The organism is Bacillus bruguierae, assembly GCF_037104725.1.
Lineage (GTDB): Bacteria > Bacillota > Bacilli > Bacillales > Bacillaceae_G > Bacillus_A > Bacillus_A bruguierae.
The window spans coordinates 20,840-40,723 of the sequence record NZ_JBAWSX010000018.1; the positions used below are offsets into that span (position 1 = coordinate 20,840).

General features: G+C 33.6%; 24 protein-coding genes and 5 pseudogenes. 2 read left to right on the forward strand and 27 right to left on the reverse strand.

Going from position 1 to position 19,884, the window contains the following annotated elements; translation table 11 throughout:
* Positions 1-112 precede the first annotated feature (112 nt).
* From WAZ07_RS21775 to WAZ07_RS21850, 16 genes and pseudogenes are all read right to left on the reverse strand, one after another.
* Positions 113-238: a hypothetical protein gene (locus WAZ07_RS21775; protein WP_336474117.1), complete on the reverse strand. Its 126-nt coding sequence runs from the start codon at positions 236-238 to the stop codon at positions 113-115.
* A gap of 32 nt (positions 239-270) precedes the next feature.
* Positions 271-786: a hypothetical protein gene (locus WAZ07_RS21780; protein ID WP_336474118.1), complete on the reverse strand. Its 516-nt coding sequence runs from the start codon at positions 784-786 to the stop codon at positions 271-273.
* Between the two features lie 344 nt (positions 787-1,130).
* A complete protein-coding gene (locus WAZ07_RS21785; protein WP_336474119.1) occupies positions 1,131-1,628 on the reverse strand; it encodes a hypothetical protein in 498 nt (165 codons plus the stop codon).
* A gap of 447 nt (positions 1,629-2,075) precedes the next feature.
* The gene (locus tag WAZ07_RS21790) at positions 2,076-2,372 is read right to left on the reverse strand and encodes a hypothetical protein (protein WP_336474120.1); all 297 of its coding nucleotides are present in this window, start codon (positions 2,370-2,372) and stop codon (positions 2,076-2,078) included.
* Positions 2,373-2,780: 408 nt separating this feature from the next.
* Positions 2,781-3,194, reverse strand: coding sequence for a hypothetical protein (locus WAZ07_RS21795; protein WP_336474121.1), 414 nt, complete (start codon positions 3,192-3,194; stop codon positions 2,781-2,783).
* A 213-nt stretch (positions 3,195-3,407) separates the two neighbouring features.
* Positions 3,408-3,845 (reverse strand): hypothetical protein, encoded by a 438-nt coding sequence (locus tag WAZ07_RS21800; protein ID WP_336474122.1) that lies wholly within the window; start codon positions 3,843-3,845, stop codon positions 3,408-3,410.
* 88 nt (positions 3,846-3,933) lie between these two features.
* Positions 3,934-4,233, reverse strand: coding sequence for a hypothetical protein (locus WAZ07_RS21805; protein ID WP_336474123.1), 300 nt, complete (start codon positions 4,231-4,233; stop codon positions 3,934-3,936).
* A 251-nt stretch (positions 4,234-4,484) separates the two neighbouring features.
* Positions 4,485-5,009 (reverse strand): hypothetical protein, encoded by a 525-nt coding sequence (locus tag WAZ07_RS21810; protein ID WP_336474124.1) that lies wholly within the window; start codon positions 5,007-5,009, stop codon positions 4,485-4,487.
* 177 nt (positions 5,010-5,186) lie between these two features.
* Positions 5,187-5,463 (reverse strand): annotated as a pseudogene (locus WAZ07_RS21815) (cytoplasmic protein); the annotation flags it as partial.
* A gap of 16 nt (positions 5,464-5,479) precedes the next feature.
* Positions 5,480-5,884, reverse strand: a complete 405-nt coding sequence (gene cdiI, locus WAZ07_RS21820) for a ribonuclease toxin immunity protein CdiI (RefSeq protein ID WP_336474125.1) — start codon at positions 5,882-5,884, stop codon at positions 5,480-5,482.
* A 21-nt stretch (positions 5,885-5,905) separates the two neighbouring features.
* A complete protein-coding gene (locus WAZ07_RS21825; RefSeq protein ID WP_336474126.1) occupies positions 5,906-6,031 on the reverse strand; it encodes a hypothetical protein in 126 nt (41 codons plus the stop codon).
* A 165-nt stretch (positions 6,032-6,196) separates the two neighbouring features.
* On the reverse strand, positions 6,197-6,451 hold the full coding sequence (locus tag WAZ07_RS21830) for a CPCC family cysteine-rich protein (protein ID WP_336474127.1): 255 nt from the start codon (positions 6,449-6,451) through the stop codon (positions 6,197-6,199).
* 370 nt (positions 6,452-6,821) lie between these two features.
* Positions 6,822-7,163 (reverse strand): hypothetical protein, encoded by a 342-nt coding sequence (locus tag WAZ07_RS21835; RefSeq protein WP_336474128.1) that lies wholly within the window; start codon positions 7,161-7,163, stop codon positions 6,822-6,824.
* 16 nt (positions 7,164-7,179) lie between these two features.
* Positions 7,180-7,562 (reverse strand): annotated as a pseudogene (locus WAZ07_RS21840) (polymorphic toxin type 50 domain-containing protein); the annotation flags it as partial.
* Positions 7,563-7,619: 57 nt separating this feature from the next.
* Positions 7,620-8,784 (reverse strand): annotated as a pseudogene (locus tag WAZ07_RS21845) (IS110 family RNA-guided transposase).
* Positions 8,785-8,932: 148 nt separating this feature from the next.
* Positions 8,933-9,715, reverse strand: a complete 783-nt coding sequence (locus WAZ07_RS21850; RefSeq protein ID WP_336474129.1) for a recombinase family protein — start codon at positions 9,713-9,715, stop codon at positions 8,933-8,935.
* Positions 9,716-9,919: 204 nt separating this feature from the next.
* Between WAZ07_RS21850 and WAZ07_RS21855 the strand changes: the two genes are divergently transcribed.
* Positions 9,920-10,135, forward strand: a complete 216-nt coding sequence (locus WAZ07_RS21855; RefSeq protein ID WP_049664058.1) for a helix-turn-helix domain-containing protein — start codon at positions 9,920-9,922, stop codon at positions 10,133-10,135.
* On the opposite strand, the gene WAZ07_RS21860 is transcribed toward WAZ07_RS21855, so the two are convergent.
* A complete protein-coding gene (locus WAZ07_RS21860) occupies positions 10,132-10,953 on the reverse strand; it encodes a replication initiation protein (protein ID WP_336474130.1) in 822 nt (273 codons plus the stop codon). The genes WAZ07_RS21855 and WAZ07_RS21860 overlap by 4 nt on opposite strands.
* Before the next feature lie 163 nt (positions 10,954-11,116).
* On the opposite strand from WAZ07_RS21860, the gene WAZ07_RS21865 reads away from it, so the two are divergent.
* Positions 11,117-12,465, forward strand: a protein-coding gene (locus tag WAZ07_RS21865) for an IS3 family transposase (RefSeq protein ID WP_336474131.1) whose coding sequence is annotated in 2 segments (ribosomal slippage) — positions 11,117-11,573 and positions 11,573-12,465 — 1,350 coding nt in all. Because the reading frame shifts where the segments join, the coding sequence is not laid out codon by codon here.
* Between the two features lie 702 nt (positions 12,466-13,167).
* Here the strand turns inward: WAZ07_RS21865 and WAZ07_RS21870 are convergent.
* The 10 genes and pseudogenes from WAZ07_RS21870 to cdiI (WAZ07_RS21915) all read right to left on the reverse strand — a co-directional run bounded on the left by WAZ07_RS21870 (position 13,168) and on the right by cdiI (WAZ07_RS21915) (position 19,877).
* Complete coding sequence (locus WAZ07_RS21870; RefSeq protein WP_090919084.1) at positions 13,168-13,614, reverse strand: SUKH-3 domain-containing protein; 447 nt, start codon at positions 13,612-13,614, stop codon at positions 13,168-13,170.
* Between the two features lie 580 nt (positions 13,615-14,194).
* A pseudogene (locus WAZ07_RS26330) lies at positions 14,195-14,965 on the reverse strand (zincin-like metallopeptidase toxin domain-containing protein); the annotation flags it as partial.
* A gap of 85 nt (positions 14,966-15,050) precedes the next feature.
* A complete protein-coding gene (locus WAZ07_RS21880) occupies positions 15,051-15,389 on the reverse strand; it encodes a hypothetical protein (protein WP_336474132.1) in 339 nt (112 codons plus the stop codon).
* 16 nt (positions 15,390-15,405) lie between these two features.
* The gene (locus WAZ07_RS21885; RefSeq protein WP_336474133.1) at positions 15,406-16,665 is read right to left on the reverse strand and encodes a polymorphic toxin type 50 domain-containing protein; all 1,260 of its coding nucleotides are present in this window, start codon (positions 16,663-16,665) and stop codon (positions 15,406-15,408) included.
* Positions 16,666-16,717: 52 nt separating this feature from the next.
* Complete coding sequence (locus tag WAZ07_RS21890) at positions 16,718-17,032, reverse strand: hypothetical protein (protein ID WP_336474134.1); 315 nt, start codon at positions 17,030-17,032, stop codon at positions 16,718-16,720.
* A 14-nt stretch (positions 17,033-17,046) separates the two neighbouring features.
* Positions 17,047-17,622, reverse strand: coding sequence for a hypothetical protein (locus WAZ07_RS21895; RefSeq protein WP_336474135.1), 576 nt, complete (start codon positions 17,620-17,622; stop codon positions 17,047-17,049).
* 269 nt (positions 17,623-17,891) lie between these two features.
* Entirely contained in the window at positions 17,892-18,284 is a 393-nt protein-coding gene (gene cdiI / locus WAZ07_RS21900) for a ribonuclease toxin immunity protein CdiI (protein ID WP_336474136.1), read from the reverse strand.
* 19 nt (positions 18,285-18,303) lie between these two features.
* On the reverse strand, positions 18,304-18,885 hold the full coding sequence (locus WAZ07_RS21905) for a suppressor of fused domain protein (protein ID WP_336474180.1): 582 nt from the start codon (positions 18,883-18,885) through the stop codon (positions 18,304-18,306).
* Between the two features lie 75 nt (positions 18,886-18,960).
* Positions 18,961-19,173: pseudogene (locus WAZ07_RS21910) on the reverse strand (CPCC family cysteine-rich protein); the annotation flags it as partial.
* 329 nt (positions 19,174-19,502) lie between these two features.
* Positions 19,503-19,877, reverse strand: coding sequence for a ribonuclease toxin immunity protein CdiI (gene cdiI / locus WAZ07_RS21915; RefSeq protein WP_336474137.1), 375 nt, complete (start codon positions 19,875-19,877; stop codon positions 19,503-19,505).
* Between the last annotated feature and the right edge of the window lie 7 nt (positions 19,878-19,884).

The window sequence follows — 19,884 nt, forward strand, 5'->3', positions numbered from 1 at the left end:
TGACGCTTACTCATTCATGCTCCTCATTTTCCCCTTCAATCCATTGAACTTTCTTCCCTGGCATAAAAACGTGTTTTTAAGGAAAAGGCTAGCGTTTACGCTAGCCTAAATTTCAATCAGGTGTTATATCTAGTACATCTCGAAATAAAATATCATCAACAGTTACATCGGGACCAAATAATATAACATCATCTTCAAATTTTACTCCCTCTATTTTTCTGCTTCCCTCTGCGTTCACTCTAGAATCTTCTAAAAAAGTTCACATCACTACTAGCCGTTATTAATGCTAGTTTTTAGTCTTTTTATTTTCTCAAACTCTAAGCCATATTGCACATCTGAAGAGAAAATTTTTGTCATTTCTGTAAAAAACTCTTCTGCAGAAACAATTAAAGTATTTAAAAACTCTTGTTTTGGCAAAGTCCAACTCTTCTTTACATTCCCATCTATACTTAAGAGCATGTAATCCTTTGAAATACTCTTGAAACTAAGCAAAATAGGTTGGTCTGGAAAATAAGTTTCAGCTGTACCATTAACAAGAAACTCCTCAATCATATCGAGTATATACGCCCATAATTGGTCAACTAAATCCCAGTATCTGAAATCCATTATAATGTTATCGAAGTATTTTAAGTAAATAACACCTTCTAAATAATCTAAGTCGATATCTTTTTTTATCCTATTCATTTCATCTGTCTTGCAAATATGAATAAAATAATTTTCGAGACCTTTATTTAAATCTCTAATTATTACTTTAGGTCTTTTCATATACGAATTACATATAAACATTTTGATACCACCTATTTTTTATAAAATCATCCTACTTTCCCGTTTTTAAAACCAACAACATATTTAACCTCATTTACTTTCCTAATAATTTGATGCATGCCATTAGTACCTTTTTAAAAGGAAAGAGGAAATAAGGTATTGAAGAATAGGAATGGTGGTAACTGTTGCTATTTTGAATATATGCTGAAAATAATAAATATGAAATAAGACATACTTTTTAAAATGATAGTACGCACTTTTTAATTTGAGAGAATATCACAACCTAGCAACGGTTATCGCTACATGTCACGAATAGCTGATTTTACTCAACAATCCATCCCTAAAAAATCCTTAAGATTCATAAATTAAGAAAATATTTTTTCTATTTCTTTTTCATAATTAGTTATCATGTTATTAATTTCTATTAACAAAGTACCTTCATCAGTTGCAGGCTCGTAACCAACTATAACTTTTGGAATATCATAACTTTTTTTCAAATCAACTAGATAATATACTAGCTCTTTTAACCTTAACTTGTTATCGTATCTCTTATCTTTTAATATTTCATCTTCAGGAAAGTTAAATACAATGTCACCATATTGTTCATCAAACGAGAGAACTATTACTACATTTTTTAATGAAATACCTAACTGCAATTCTTCTAAAAATATATTTCCTGTACCTTTTGGTGATAAAATCTCTTCTATGTTTTTCACTTGAGAAAAGTCCATATCTTTTCCAGAAACATTATCATAAAAATGTGATGATTTAACTTTTAATATAGACAATTTAAGTTCTTCGTAAATTAATTTATCAATTTTTCTCTTATTAAAATCAGTTAATATAATCTCTAAATTATCCACTCACGCTCCCCCTTTTTTACTGGTCAATAACCCCTTTAAAAGTTCCATCAAGACTTAATCGGACTTCACGCCCATCTGGTAGTTTTTTCTCGAAAAACTCGCTAAAGTACTCAAAAGATACGATGATTATCTGTGTTACAACATTTTTAAAGAAACAATGCGTGAAAATAAACAGCCTCGTCCTTACATTCGTGAAAAAGATGAACAAATTATTTTTAATGAAGATGGTAAGCTTATTGAACGGATTCCAATCAATCCTAATGATTTTGAAGACTAGTAAAAAAGCATATCTACTGGACATTAGACCAGCAAATATGCTTTTTATTTTTCATCCTATAAAAATAATTATATCATTACGTTGGTGAGATATGGGGAATTTGGTTTTTATTAACCAAATCCTGTTAACATGTGATTTTATAGACTCGTTCTTATTTTTAAAAATAGCTTCTATAATGAAACCTTCCCTCGATCACCACTATCCAAAAGTTCTAACATTAAATCAATCATCGCAATTAATTTTTGATGATTTAAAACTCGGTTGCCATGCTCATAAACATATTGTGCTATAAATACCCAATCATTTAAGTTTTTTATATCATACAAATCTTTTATTAACCCTTGCTTATATTCTAAAGTTTCTCTTGCTTTGTAATCAAGTGTAAGCATTTCTAAATCACTAAAGTCCCAAATTATATTAAAATAGCTATCTAAGAAATAATAAAACTTCGGAAACTTCATCATCATTTCACCCACCTCTTCCAAAGAGTTTTCAAATTAATTACTTGTTGGATATCCTGTTACAATTTTATATCCGTTTAGGGCATAGATGAGTCCTTTACTAAAACAACCTTTGATTTAGTAAAATCATAAGTAACTTGTTTAGATGTCGAACTTCCTCCATTTTTCCAATAGAATAGCAATTGGCGATGCTCCCCCAAAAGTCCCTGCTTTCATAAATAGAGTGAAAACATTAAAACTTGATGTGGTAAGTTGTATGTAAATGTCACCGCAACCACTCTCATATGAAACTGGCTCAATGCGTAAAGCTTATTCCTATATATGATTCGTGTGGGAATAAGCTTTAAAAAGGTTATCAATTATTTGCTAAGGATTTTAGTGTTTGAATTTGTTGATTGTAAACAATTAGATTCTTTAAGAGTCAATCTTCACGAGGAAATCTTCAAGTATTTTCTTTACCGGTATGCTTGCTTTTGGAAGTATTTCATTTATTCGATGCAGTATGGATGGATCGTTCAATAGCATTTGCTTATTTTCTAGAGTCGTAAAGCTTCTTAGGGTATCTATACATATCACAAATAGTTCTTCAGCTTCAATGCTAAGCAATGATAGTAATATTCCGAATTCATATACATTACAGTTACTATCCATACAGTATGCCAGTTTTTTCTGCCATTCTATCGGTTTAGTAAGTGTCTCACCTGCCAATTCCTCCCAATCTTTTTGACTAAACTCTAATAATATCTCGCTTGCAATTATACAACCATCATCGTACCATGCGTCCTCAGTTGTATCCCCAGATAAAAGATTATCTAATTCTCTATACATTTTTATCACCTTTCCATTTAAATCTTAAAATCCTGATGGATGAGATGCATTCACACTTCCTGTTTAGTAATCGCTAGTTACATCATCACCAATTTTGATAACATCAATCTCAACTCCATTTATTATTACTCTATACCAAAGGGAATCTGATAAGACATTCCATATAGCAAGTAATTTTTTGTCCAAATGAGTTACAACATAGCCTAGAAACTCTTAGAGGTCTTCTTTTCCAATAAACTCCGCATCAATTACTTTATAACTTTTTTGTACTGGTGCTCCTCCAAATTCGTGGAGTATTTGAGTAATAACCTTGAATAAACCCATTTCAGCTGACATGCCTTTTCCTTTATAGTTTCGTTCATTAATGTAAGATACTTCAACCTTATAACTTAACCCATCATAAGATAAAGTGAATGTACAATTATTTTCCTCTAACCAAGTTATCAAATCTGTCATGGAAGGAATCCATGTTCCTTGTCTATATACCTCTTCATCACATAGCAACTTACTAGATGGTACAATTCTTCCTCCTACTGACCAAGTGGAATTTTGGTACTCATATACATCCTGAGGATATACTTCATTGGCGTATTTAGGTCTCTTAAATCCTAACTTAAATAGTTTTTCTGCTTCTGTTTTGGATAAAGACATTTGTCAGCCCCTTTACTTATTTTTATCACAGTCCCTGCTGAACTTTTATGTTTATCAAGAATAAAATTCCCATATTGATCAGAATAAGCTATCTAGTGAAGTTCTTTTCCTTTTTAAAGACTTTAAAAACCGAATCGCCATGACCATTTATATCTTTCCCCCACCATAAACATGTTTTAGGATCGCGATACGCTGTAACCGTGTCACCATTGAATTTATATTTTACTTTTTTATCTGCTGTTGTTTTAATTTCCCATAAAGTTGTCGCATTTTTTGTAGATTTACTCGTACCCTTGCTTCCAACAGAAGACTGGAACCTTTGAAAAGTATCAATACTATTTTGAACTGTATTATACCAGACAAACGTACCATGTATAGCAACACCCACTTCGGCTGCTGTAAGCTGGAGCGGGTGTTGCTAATCCAGCAATTCCGCATTCTAAGATTAGGGTTGCAGCATTAGAAATGATGTTTGAAAAACTTAAATCTTAAGCATACATCAGTGTGAAATTTTGTTTATTGGCAGAGCTAGCCCTTCCAATAAACAAGATGAATCCTTTGAGTAAAGTTATTTACACAAAAATATTGACAATACCACTATAAATTTAACACCTATTAATAACTTATCAACTTAATGTATTATAATAAATTATTATCTTCTAGTAATTGATACCAATCATCATCTTTACTACCTACTGTATCACTAATACCTTCAGATTGAACAAACTTATTACCTAATTCGCAATAGTTTTTTCCCAAATAATAATTTTGTAAAAAACTATTAAAATCACCATATGATTCAATAACAAAATTTTGGTCAATTAAGTCTCCAAACAAACAACATACATCCCCATTAATTTTATTAATAAATAATGGATAATTTTCTATTGTTACTATACAAATCCATTTATCAGCACCGCCCGGCATGTCTTCCACATAAAACTGAATACTTTCAAGCCTTTGTTGGCCGTATATTGTAATGACTCCACCATTCAATATTTTATATTTTCTTGTCATAAAATAATAATCCTTTAAAATATTATCTTCTAATTTTTCTTTTATTGGTGTTTCTTCTTCGACAATTTCACCAATAACCAAACTAAATGGATCATCACCTAAAATATTTTTAACTAATTCTATTTTTTCAAGTATTAATTTACTCATTTTTTATTCCCTCTCAATTTTTATTTTTACTCTCGAACAATAAGAAACATCTTTCAATTCTCCCCCTAAAAGTCCACCAATTCTTCTATTTGTAAATTGATCCATAAATTTTAAATTACTTCTAATATCTTCTGTAATTTTTTGAATAGGCGCCGTCCAATCCATATTCAATTCTTATGTGCTAAATGTTCCTGATGCGAAACTGAAACCTTTCCCACTTTGAACTTCCACAAGACCTTGTGCGATACTCACAGCTAGTTGGAGTGCTGTATCATAGTTACTACTAGAAGTTTGATCGAATGCATACAGATGCTCTAACTTATCTTGAAGCTTTCGTTTGGTCAATCCCTCGCATTTGTTCTAATATTTCTTATTCGATGAAATCTGTTGTAGCTACTCGTGATTGAAAATCGTTTAGAAAGGCAATAAAAAACCTTAAAAGGCATCTTACCAATCAAGGAAGAAAATTATTAATCTTTTATATTATATTTTTCTTTTATTTTTACTAAGAACTTTTCAACCTCCTCAGTATGATCTGGGTATCTTTCAATGTAAAACTCACAAGCAGTTTGCAGATATTCACATAGTTCCTTATGGGTTACAATATCTTCCCAATCTTCGTCTACACCGTAGTAGAATAAAACTTTATTTTCTCCAAAATACTCCTCATCGTACGGTTCAAACTCATCAGAATATACGATACCAATTGTGTCTCTTCTGATAACATCTTCTTTGAGAAATCTCTCAAGTATATCTATAAAATCAAATTGCAGAACTAACCTTCCTAGCACAGCAATTACAAATTCTTTTTCTAAATTTTTATTGATAAAACTTTGTTTTAATAATTTTAATTCATCATATAAGCTATCAGACATTTTAGTATCCACACTCTCTCACTATTTTATTTCTCTAAATTCTAACACTGGCCAAAAGTTTTCTTTTACAATTTCATTATTAAAGATAATTTTAGAATCATATATAGTTTTACATAAAGGATCTTTTCCTCCTTTGTTTTTAGCCATAAAAAAAGCTCATTCCTCCTCATCGTTCAAGTTGGAATAAGCCTTCTAAATTTATCAAGTGTGTTTGTCACCTAATTGAACGAACCTCCACTCTCTTTTCAATGAGATTACGTTTTCTAACTGTAATTATTTAACTAAACAAATTCTCTAGCTCCTTTTATTATATCATTTGTTTTCAAGATTATTTTCTGGGAATTCTTCTACTTCAGGAGCTCTAACCTCATCAATAAACTTCTTTTCTGAAGCACCAAAGTCTTTATAATTTTTTTGTGCTTGCTTTAAAGAAACACCATTCGGGCCAATTACAACATTTGGCATATTATGTGCCACTGTATCATATTCCCAATAACAAACTGCGCAAATATCATAGTCATCCTCAATCGTAAAGTACCCACAACATGGACATTTTTTTGCTGTCATTTTAACCACCTCTCTTTACTTTGGAGCATATAATTCAATTTGTTTTAACCAGTAATCAATTCCATCTTCTGGTTTGAAATATGTTGATATCCCTCCGTGTTAGTTAATAATTCTAAACCCATTTATGGCAATGTCATATCTAAAATATATTCCTTCATTAGAAACAAAAATCTGAGTTGTTGATGTTGGAGATTTTCAAAAAAAATTCTTTGCATCCTGTAGATATTTCTCTGATGAATCATAATCATGTTTTTTAACATACTTTTCTGAAGTACTCTTACCTTTATCAATTTACTATAAAACTTTTTATAACTATAAAAAACCTTGAAAGGCATATGGCCAATCAAGGTCAAAGTTTAAATAGCGACTATTATTTATGTATTTCCTTTTCCCATACTTTCTTTCCATCCGCTAAGAATATTGCACTTGGTGGATCATCATAGAAAGAAATTTCAACCAATGAACCTTTCTCTTGTATTAACCAAGTATATATACTGCTTTCTTTACTAGTAGGATGGGATAAAATATTACTTACTCTAAATACAGCTGCGTCATACTCTCTATAATTTATATCATCCTCATCTAATCCATTGTCTGTTTCAAAAACTGTATCTAGTTCGCCAATAATCCTCAATCCACTTTCCCATTCTAGTATCATTTCTCTTTCTTTAGGTACTTTAATTAGTGCACTTATTAAAGAATCATATCCCATGTATATCCTCCACTTTTTACTTTTTTAATGGTTCTGAAGGCACTATATGTGCACCGTCTTTCCCGTAATGAATTATTCCTCTAGTAGTCTCAGGTATTCATCAGTATCGCGATTATAGTGTTTCCCAATTGGTTTACCAAAATCTGCTCTTTCTTTTTTACCATTTGGTAGTAGTTGACCTTTCCCAGCAAACTTATCAAGCAATTCTTGTGCTTTTTTATTATCACCATAGAAGATACTCTTGTTTTTTCCATTTGCAACCTCTTGTTTGTAGTTAGGTGTACTAGGAATATGTTTTTCTTGAGCTCCAGCTTTCACTTTTAATGGGTAACCATTTACTTCACGGTATGGACCTTTAGGTACAGAATTTTTTCCATAAGAAGGTATACGATTAACCGTACCCTATGTTGTAATCTTAAAATCCGCTAATAAAAAAACAATCTATCTTAAACCTTTTTAAACTACTTCTTCCTCTTTCATTATCGGCAATTTATAGGCTGTTTTGTGCTTCATCATCCCATATATAATGTTTACAAGCCGTCTCATGATACAAACTAATGCTTGTCCCTTTGTTTTGCCTTCTTTTAGCTTCCGTTGATAGTATGCATGGAATACTGGATTCCTTGGCAGCTTACTTGCTTTTTTGTTCCCTTCCTTTCCCACCAGAGCCAAAGTAAACAGGCGCAATCCCCGCAAATCGTGCTAATTTGTTGGCATTTGGAAAACGGCGTACATCACCTATTTCTGCAATTAAAGCCGAAGCTGTAACGAGATCTATGCCAGGCATCGTTTCTAGTTGAAAGTCTAGTAAACTCATTAACCCTTTTAATTCTCGCTCCACATAGCGCATTTCCTGTTTCTTAAATGAAATGTCTCGGACGATGCTCTTTACTAGAAAGTCTCGTGTTTCTTGGTGTTCTCTTATTATGTTTCCACCCTCTTTCACCAACTTTAAAATCTCACTCGCTTTTTTCACCGAACATGTATTGCTACTGGCTTCTAATAAAAATATGGTCAATTGCTTTACACTTAACCCCTCTAAACACGGTGGAGACGGGTATCGTTCCCAAAATGCCAATGCTGTTTTTCCATCTACTTCTGAAAAAAACTTTTTATAGCTTGGATAGTGGTGACTTAATTGAATATGCAGTTGGTTCTTTAAAGCACCTTGTGCCTTTACTAATGCATTTCTTCTAGTGACCAGCTGTTGTATCGACCAATATAAATCATGTGGTTTAGCGTCTGGTAACTGCTCTAGTTTGTTCACCAAAATTCTGGCTACACATTCTGCATCCCAGCTATCACTTTTTTGTGTGGTCATGTGACTTTTGCGTTCGGCATATGAAAGAGCTGGGTTCACTTCTTTTACAATTTGTTCATGGTCTGCTAAATATTTAGCTAACGCTCTCCCATAACCCCCAACATCTTCTAAACCAAAAATGGGTGTCAAACCATCGTCCATATGTTTATAAATATCCCGTAAAAACGTTGAAAAAGCAGACGGTTTATTTTCAAACTTTATTTCATCTAGTTTTTCTTGCCAACAATTAATAATAACCGCCACATGGTGTTGCTTATGTAAGTCTACTCCCACATAAAAATGTTTCTGTCGTTCGTGCATTAACTTATCCTCCTATTCAATGGAATGAAAATGCCGGCAACCTTAGTTCGAGCGTTCACCTTCCGGTGCGCATTGGTACGAAAGCCTATCCATTTTCACCCTTATATGAGGTTATATAAGTAAATGAGCCCCTTTTTTAAGTAACTTTTTAAATTATAGCCTCATGTTTGCCATTTGCTTGTATTTGTCCATATGTATAAATCCCCCGATAAAAGCTCTCACGGTCTAAAATGCGCTTCACTTGTACTTTTGTAAATCGTTTTCCTTTCTCTGTTTGATAGCCTTCCATGTTAAGCTGTTCTGCCAATTTAGATAGTGACCAATGTTTAAAAAAATGTCTTAATTCAAATAGCCTCCGTACAACGATCGCTTTCTCTGTATCCACTTCTAATACTTTTCGCCCTTTCTGTACTGTATAACCAAACATGACACCGCCACCTGCATAGCCACCTTGTTCAGCTTTTTTCTTTCTGCCCCTACTTAGTTTCAATGCAATCTCTAATCGTTGATATTGGTCTAATAGCTCCAACATCCCATTCACTAAAAAATCATTTGGTTCATGTGTGTATATGCTGTAATTTGGCTGCTCAATCGCTTTAACATCTGCGTTATATTTTTTCAACTCTCTTTGTATCAATACTTTTGCCATATCAGAGCGCCACAAACGAGACGTATTTAATACAATTACTTGGCTCACTTGGTGATATTCTATATCTGCCAATAGCTCTTGCAAGCCTTCTCGCTCAATAGTTAATCCATCTTCATCAACTGTCACTCCACTGAGTCCTCTATCTTCGTATATGTGTAGCAGTTGTAGCTTATTTTCGTCACAATACCTTTCAATTTCTTCTACTTGATATGCTAAACTATATCCTTCACGTACTTGCCCTTCTGTTGAAACTCGTACATAACCAACTACTTTTTCTTTCATAATGCCCCTCCCGTTACAGCAATTAAAGTCCCTGTAACGCTTACCCGTTTTTTGCGGATAACTTGTGTGTAACGTCTATCCGTTACAACATACTGTACGACCTTACCCAAATTTTGCACAACCCTTTATTTTACAGTCGTTTTTTCTCTAGTATGGTCGTACACTATACATAACCGTTACAATCTAAAAAGAGGTGTTTTTATTATGTCTTCTACTATTCGTTTACGTCTCAATGAAATTTTAATTGAAAAACAAATGAGCCGTCGGCAACTTGCCAGACAAGCCGCTTTACGTCCGAATACGGTAAATGACCTATGTACTCGCCCTGTACAATGTCTGCATACACGTATTCTCTCTATCTTATGCGATACATTACAAGTTTCTATTCAAGACCTCCTTGTATTAGAGCCAATTGACTAAGCAACCCCAAGTACCATCGAACATGGCTCATCTATCAGTTGTTTCCATACTGCTCCTGCTAACTCGTCGAAATCCACTCGATACTGGTTCGCAAGGGGCTTTTTTATTGCTCTACGTATATACTGCGTGTACATGTCTTTTCCATCTCGTAAATTAATGACTCGTTCTACTTCTTTCTTCTCCAACGCTTGCCAATCCATTATCATCGCCGCAAAGTATTGTTTATTCTGTTTTGGCGAATGTCTCTCTATATCTTTAAGCTCTATTTTTTCATCTGGTTTATAGACGACTTCAATCCTACTCAAATCGTTTTCCAAATAAATACCTTTATTTCTAAATAGCTCTAGTCTCTTATCATAAATTCGACAATATCCATTCTGTTTTCTTTGATAACCTTCACCAAAATAACGTGTCGTTTCACAATGACTCATTTTCCTCCGCACATCTATTGGTATAACGACCACATTTTCTAGTTTCGTTGGTATATCATACGCTACATCACAGCTCACAAATTCTACTCGGCTTGCCCGCTTCCCTATCATCTCTATTATTTCTCTGAAATGTGAGTAATGCTCTGGCCTTGTCTCAATCCTTAGGGTATGTAAGTGACCTTCTGTTTCTCTAAAGTTTTTAAAATACATATGAATGTATACATTATCACTTTTCCGTATGTGCAATTCATAGCTATATGTTCCACCATATATCTTCATTTTCACTTTATATTTCTGCACTCCCACCATATAAACACGTAAAAATGCTGAATGCGGTACATCCTTATAATCTATAACAAATTTATCTATTGAAACCTCTATTTCCATCGCATTTTCTTCCCCTTGTATAAAATTTAATACTTAGTACACTAATTAAATAATCGTAATCCGTATTTAAACATGCAAAAAAAGCACTTGTCGCCTGTTATAGACAATGAACTGCACCCCAATTGTTAGACACCGTCTAACAATTGGAGGTGCAGTTTTTTTTATGACGAAATACTCTTTAGAAACCAAGTTATCGGCTGTTACTGCTTATCTTAATGGCGTAGAATCCTTTAAAGATATAGCTCAAAAGCATTGTGTAGATATGACGATGTTAAAAAAATGGGTAGCTAAGTTTAAAAGACATGGATTGGCAGGTCTTCAAAAGACATATACAAATTACTCTGTTGAGTTTAAAATGGACGTACTTAAATTTATAAACGAGATGGGAGCGTCCATCGCAGAAGCCACCGCAGTATTTAATATTCCTACTTCTAGCACTGTGTGGAAGTGGAAACATTTATTTGAAACACAAGGGATTGACGCTCTTCAACAAAAGGAGAAGGAGCGTCCACCTATGAAAAAGAAGTCAGAGAACAATCAACAAGTAGAAGGATCAGAAGAAGCATTAAAAGCTGAAATTGAGAGATTACGTATGGAGAATGCGTATTTAAAAAAGTTACATGCCTTAATTCAAGAAAAGGAAAAGTCACAGAACAAGACAAAGCGCAAATAATTTATGAGTTGAGGCACGAATTTAAAGTCATTGACTTAGTAAAAGTCGCTGATATTCCGCGCAGTACCTATTATTACTGGGTGAAACGAATGGACCTCCCAGATAAATATCACGAAGTGAAAGAAATGATCCAACAGATTTTTCATAAGCACCAAGGTCGATATGGCTATCGGCGTATTACGTGGACATTACGCAATCAAGGTATCATATTAAATCACAAAACAGTTCGTCGCTTAATGAACGAAATGAATTTAAAATCTCTTGTCCGTATGAAGAAGTATCGCTCATATCGTGGGAAAGTTGGCAACATCGCACCAAACATTCTAAAACGTGATTTTGGAGCAACGAAACCAAATGAGAAGTGGGTTACAGATGTGACAGAATTCCACATACATGGTGAGAAGTTGTATTTATCTCCGATACTTGATTTATATAATGGTGAAATTATTGCGTATAACGTAGAGAAACGTCCTGTTTACCCATTAGTCTCAAAAATGTTGGATAAGGCTTTTCAACAATTAAAAGATGGTGAATTTCCTATCCTCCACTCGGATCAGGAATGGCACTATCAAATGAAGGAATACCAACATGTATTGAAAGAAAAAGGAATTACACAAAGTATGTCTCGTAAAGGGAATTGTTTAGATAACGCAGTCATCGAAAATTTCTTTGGCTTATTAAAGTCTGAATTACTCTACTTACAAGAGTTCGAAAGTATGGAACACTTTAAATTAGAATTAGAAAAATATATTCACTACTATAATCATGATCGAATCAAAACAAAACTAAAAGGAATGAGCCCTGTACAATACAGAACGCATTCCTCATTAGCTGCTTAAAATATGTGTCTAACTTTTTGGGTTCACTTCACAATCAAGTGCTTTAAGTTTATAAATTTTCTAAGTTTATTAATATTTGCAAGTTTTATAAGTTAGTTTAGTATTGACAGTATGACATCTTTTTTACCACATGGCAAGTGTAACGTTTAAACCCTTTAGCTTGTTTAATCTCGTGTGTTTGTTGCTTATGCCATCCATAAGTGGTCCTTGTAAATAAATTGTCATCTCGCCTATTCTCGCTCTTATTGCTTAATTGTTAAAATAACACTCCTTGATGGTCTAGCCTTCATGAGTTATTAATTCGAATTCAAGGAATCTTTAACCGTAAACAAGTTTTAAATGACTCTGTCATATTATACCTTGTATTTATCGCCACGTAGTAATTCCATATCATACTGCACTTAACCTAAAAATTTCATACTTGGAAGTAAGCTTTGTACGTAGAGTATAGCTCTTATTATCATTAATATTTACCTAAAATAATATACCTAGATTTATATTATCATAATCGATACGCAAAAATCCTTCCATAAAACAGTTCAACATAATTAACTTGTTTCATGTAACGCTATTACGCTAAATTTCCGAGACATTCTGTACACCCATCTTAATTCTGGAAAATATTAAAGATGATATATTTCATTCAACACTGACTAGCCTCTTTCCTGTTGCCAAAACAATTCATAGAATGACTGAATTTTATTATTTTATTTCTTCTGGTTTTCTAAATAAGCAAAGAGTATCTAGTGCCTCAAATATGTCATCTCCAAACTTAAATAATGAATAACCATTTTTCCCAAAGACCTTACCCGATTTTGAGATAAACATTACTAAATTTCCACGATATGCTTCTCCAATTACTACGAGCGGCTCTTTTACTCGTACCTCAAATTCCTCAAAGTCTTCTTTTTCATAGTAATCCCCAACAACTTCTTCTGGGCTAAAATGAAAGGTTTCCAAACTTCCATCCGGATGCTTAAATTTATATTCAACCCCACCAAATTGACTTAATGCATCCACCACTGGGTTAAACACTTGATATCCCATCGCCTCTAAAAATTTTACTGTTTCGGTTAATTCAACCTTATTATTTGGATTCCATCCCGCTTGTAGCAATATATCTCTCGTTTCATCTGATAAATTTTGCATAAGTATCCTCCCTATTTATTCAAAAGTTCTATTCACGAAAATCATTAATGAAATCTAAAAATGTCTCTTGACAATTTTTACATGGCGCTTTATATTTCCCATTACCATTAATCGTGCTTATTAATATATCATCTATTTTTGAACCTGACCATAATAGCTGGTTGACTGCTTGAATCTCAGCACAATTTTCAACATGCCAAATTTCGAAACTCTCATCATCCTTATAAGGATTTTTGGGGTCATTTTTGGCTTTCTTCCTTGTTCCTTGTGCTATCTTACCTAAGTCTGGATGCAGTTCCATTACACTTGGATTGAATTGTCCTTCTCTAGCTCCATTATAACCAAATGTTATTTTAGTTTTTTTACCATCTACCCTTGTTATGTCTACAGCGGCACTTATTACATCCGGTTTATATTTCCCTCCACCAAATCCATTTTCATCTATAGGTTTTTTGATTCCACCGTTCTTAAGAAACTTAACATGTTCATCTAACTGCTCTCTTGCAAAATCTTTGGCAACCTCAACTTGCTTTTGTCTACTAACTTTATCCGTACCCTTACCTTTAAAAAATTGATAGTTTGATAGCTTTTCCTTAACTCGTTTAAAGACATTGCTATCTGAGAAAGAGTCTACAATATTTGCACCTGCAAGAGCAAATTCGTCTTTTGGCATTAGAAGATTATTCAACCTGTCAACGAATTGCCTATACTTATCGGAATTCATTACGTTTTTTACACGTTGTATGATGTTTACACTTTCTCTAAGTTTTGAGACTTCACCCAACTTTGAAACTGTACCTAATGTTGAAATTTTATCTGCACCTTTTGTTCCTGCCACTAATTGAACAGCTGCTAGCTCGACTTGGGCCTCTACATTTCCAAACCATTTAGCTCTGCTATTCCAATCTCCATTTACAACATCTTGATTCCACGAATTAGAAATAGCTTGTTTTATAGCATCGTATGTTTCGTCTAGGTGAGAAAGGGCATATATAGCACTTTCAATACTATCTATTGGGTGTAAAAGTGAATTTGCCAATCCTTTGAGTTCATCTATAACAGCTTCACGAGCTTTATCTTCTGCAATTCTTTGAATAGGCGCTATCCATTCCATATTCAACCCTTGCGTACTAAATGTTCCTGATACGGGGCTAAAACCTTTCCCGCTTTGAACTTCCGCAAGACCTTTCGCGATGCTCGCAGCTAGTTGGAGTGCTGTATCATAGTTACTACTAGAAGTAGAATTGAATTCACGCAGATGGTTTAGCTTGTCTTGCAGCTTTTGTTTCATCATATCAAAAATACCCATCATAGCTTGCATGCCGGGAATGGTATTACTAATTGCTTCAATCCCTCGATAAACATAATATTATAAAGGCAATAAAAAACCTTGAAAGGCTAAAAGCCAATCAAGGTCAAAGTTTAAATAGCGATTATTATTTATGTATTTCCCTTTCCCATACTTTCTTTCCGTCGATTAAAAATACTGCACTTGGTGGATCATCATAGAGAGAAATTTCAACCAATGAACTTCTCTCTTGTCTTAACCAATCATATACACTACCTTCGTTAGTAGCAGGATGGGATAAAATATGATTTACTTGAAATGCAACTGCATAATATTCTGTATAATTCACATCATCGTCATCCAACCCATTGTCTGTTTCAAAGAGTGTGTCTGGTTCACCAATAATCTTTAATCCACTATCCCACTCTATTATCAAGTCACTATCTTTATACTCTTTTAATGCTTTTATTAAAGAATCATATCCCATGTATATCCTCCTCTTTTTACTTTTTTAATGGTTCTGAAGGCACTATATGTGCACCGTCTTTTCCATAATGAATCAGTCCTCTAGTAGTCTCAAGATATTGACCAGTATCGCTATCATAGTATTTCCCAATTGGTTTACCAAAGTCTACTCTTTCTCTACCGTTTTTTAATAGTTGACCTTTCCCGGCAAACTTATCAAGCAATTCTTGTGCCGTTTTATTATCACCATAGAAGATGCTCTTGTTTTTTCCATTTGCAACCTCTTGTTTGTAGTTAGGTGTATTAGGAATATGTTTTTCTTGAGCTCCAGCTTTCACTTTTAATGGGTAACCATTTACTTCACGGTATGGACCTTTAGGTACAGAATTTTTCCCATAAGAAGGTATACGATTAACCGTACCCGTACCTCCACCAGAAGACTGGAACCTTTGAATAGTATCCATACTATTTTGAACTGTATTATACAATACAAATCCACCATGGCCAGCAGCAGCAACTCCAGCTACTGTAAGAACGCCATTAACCAGGACAGCAATTGGTATTGCTCCCCCAGCAGTCACTAATCCTGCTGCTAGGGTTAAAAAATTAGAGCCTCCTATGAGGGTAAGACCAGCAAACATTTCTACAATAGACCACGCCCCAGATAAAACATTTCCCGTAAGCTTTCCAACTTGAAAGGTTAGCTTGCTTTCTAATTCATCACCCATAGGTAATTCTTTCCCTATAAAGTTTTCAGCAGCTGAATTACAAATACCTTCAAAGAATTCCCAAGCACCAATAGCTGTTTTTTGGTACCATGGTCTATTGGCTTCTTGTTCTTGTAAAGCCATTATTTCGTCAATTTCTCTTTCAATTTCAGCTTCACGTGCTTTTTCCTCTGCAATTTGTTGAATAGGGGCTACCCATTCCATATTCAACCCTTGCGTACTAAATGTTCCTGATACGGGGCTAAAACCTTTCCCGCTTTGAACTTCCGCAAGACCTTTCGCGATGCTCGCAGCTAGTTGGAGTGCTGTATCATAGTTACTACTAGAGGTATAATTAAATTCATATAGATGTTCTAGTTTTTCTTGTAACTTTTGTTTCATCGTATCAAAAATACCCATCATAACTTGCATAGCTGGAAGGACATTACTAATTCCTTCCATACCCGCTTTCGTTTGGTCAATCCCTCGAATTTGTTCCCGTATTTCTTGTTCGATTACATCTGTTGAAGCTACTTTGGATTGAAAATCATTTGGGAAGGCAATAAAAAACCTTGAAAGGCATATAGCCAATCAAGGATAAAGTAACATCTTTATAGTTTTTATTTGAATACGTTATCAAAAACTAATTCTTATCTGGAAAATTTGCAATACAATTTTTTAATAAATCATGAATTTCATCAATGTGCCAAATATAGTCCGAAAAATTTTGATGAAGTTTATGGAGTAAATTTTCAATATCATTAGTAGAGTAAATATGTGAATTCGATAATTTTTCCAAGTTTAGACTCATATTATTTACTAACTCTGAATATTCACCTAGATTACTTATTTTATCATCTAATTCTTCTCTACCAACTATCTCAATGTGCTCTCTTTGTTTAATAAGTTCATTAATATAAGTTAATATTTCTATTGTTTTTTTAAAATTGTCTTCCATGCTGCTCTCCCACCTTAATCAAAAATTGAAATTGTTCTTTTTTGTTTTAAAGCTGCTTTTGTTTTAGCTTCAATATAATTACCTTTCATATCTAAAACAGCCTTTACTCGACCTCTCTTGTCAAAGACCTCTATATGATCAAAAGATTCTGTATCAATGTAGAACCTATCTCCTTTTTTGAGATGAGGATTACCTGAATGTTTGTCAGTAACTTTCCATACAGAAGCACCATTATATTTTCCATTGGCTTTTTGAACACTATTTTTCATTGATTTTCCAAAAGGCAATTCAAAGAATTTAGACATATTCTCTACAACAAGCTTATCCGTACGCTTACCGCCACTAACAGACTCACCAGAAGACGAAGAAGACTGGAACCTTTGAAGAGTATCCTTACCATTCTGAATGGCATTACGCCCAACAAATCCACCATGTGTAGCAACACCTGCTCCAACCGCTGTAACAGCTACATCCAATGGAATAGCAATTGGTGTTGCTAACCCAAGGGTCCCTACTTCCACTACTAGAGTTAAAAGATTAAAACCTACTACGAAGCTAAGAGCTTCTTGAATTTCTAAGATGGATGCCACTCCTGCTAAAACATGTCCAGCAAAACTTCCAGCTTGATAGGTTAACTTGCTTTCTAATTCATCATTATCAGGCGATTTTAATCCAATATAGTCTTCTAAAACTGCACTGCCAGCACCTTGGGCAAATTCGATAACACCTTGCAGAAATTAGAGGTTCTAATACTTGTTTTGCTTTATTACTAACCATCAGTATGCCGAATTCCCCCCAAAACATAGGTTAATAACTTTGATTATCTGCTTCCTCACTATTGACTTTACCTATTTTACAATTAATTAGATAACCCTTGTTTTACTTGAAGTAATAATCTTTCTAATTCTTCTTTCTCTTCAGGTTTATCCGTGCTTACCTTTTCTACTTGGTCTTTCAAATATTCATAGAATTCTTGAAAACTTAAATATGCCTCACTATCCTCATTAGCACTCGAAGTAGCTTGGTTAACAGAAAACAATACCTTGTTATTTTGCAATTCAAAAAATGCCTCATCAGATTCATCTAAATCATTTGCAAATAAAATTGCTTTTCCACCACTTCCGAAACCTTCTTTTTTACTAAAATAATGTAATGCTTCTTGCAATTTATTTCTAACATCTGATATCTCAAAAAAATAATCCTTCATTAAAATATCTAATTCATTTTTATAGGTAATCAATTTGTACTCCATTATGTCTCTACTCCTTAATCTATAATAGTACAGACCCTCGTTCAATATTGAAAATGTCTATCTCATTTTGCACAAATAAGTCTTCAAGCTTATCTGAACCATTTTGTTGAGCAAATAAATATTCTTTTTCTGATATTGGAACAGAAAGCAACCATGCGACCTTTTTGTCTAGGAAATCGATTGTTTGTAACTGATCTTCCCACAGAAATGGTGGGACAAAAAGCATATGTTTCATTTCACTGTTAGGATAATAAAACTTCAACACATCCAAAAATATTTGACCTGGATAGATTGGCATTTTTGAATTGATTACACAAAAAGCACATGTTGCTAGTACATTTGCATAACCTTTATAAGCTGTTGCACTCGCACCAACAATTTCTACTCGCAAAGACTTTTCATCTATAAATCGTCCTATTGAATGCATATACAAGCCAATAGTAGAATACGATGTAACACCCTCACAAGGTCTATCCCCTGTTGATAAAATATCTATACTACTTATATCATTATCATCCCAATATTTAGAAACAGCAGGATTACCTCCAAACGCTTTTAAAGCTGATTTAGCAATTATTTTACTTTCATTTGGTATCCCCATTATACTCTCCTCCACTTCGCTAATACTTCTTAATAATTTGTTTTCAAGATTATTTTCTGGGAATTCTTCTGCTTCAGGAGCTCTAACCTCATCAATAAACTTCTTTTCTAAAGCACCAAAATCTTTATAATTTTTTTGTGCTTGGTTTAAAGAAACACCATTTGGACCAATTACAACAGTTGGCATATCATGTGCCACTGTATCATATTCCCAATAACAAACTTCACAAATATCATAGTCATCCTCAATCGTAAAGCACCCACAACATGGACATTTTTTTGCTGTCATTTTAACCACCCCTCTTTACTTTAGAGCATATAATTCCATTTGTTTTAACCAGTAATCAATTTCATCTGCTAGTTTGAAATATGTTGATATCCATCCATGTTAGTCAATAATCCCAAACTCATTTGTGGCAGTGTCATATCTAAAATATGTTCCTTTATTAAAAACAAAAGTCTAAGTTGTTGATGTTGGAGATCTTTCTAAAAAATTCTTCGCATCCTGTAGATATTTCTCCGATGAACCTATGAAAAAACTTAATAATCTTCGTATTCTTGTTGAAAGAAAATCCCACAATGACTAATTTGTCAAAGTGGGATTCTATTAGTTTAAAGTTATAATCCAAATACTTCTTTCATTTTGGAAAGAAGCTGATGAAACTCCTCTTTTTCGTTCGGATATGTTTTTAAATAATTGCTGACTGCAATTTGAAAATACTTATAAATAGTTTCATAATCAATCACTACTTGACTATCCCTATAGTCCACTTCAACCCCTGTAAACTCTTCTTCGTAAAAAGTTTTATCATAGTCATCTAAATCACTCCAAAAGGTAAATCCTCCAGAATAATCCAATCCACACCCATTTCCATCACTTAAATTTTCTAACACCCATTTAAAACAATTAGACATTAAAGAAGATTCCAATAAATTTTTTATTGGCAGATGTTCAGGGATTATTAAATTATTAACATTAATTAATTCAATCATAAGTAGA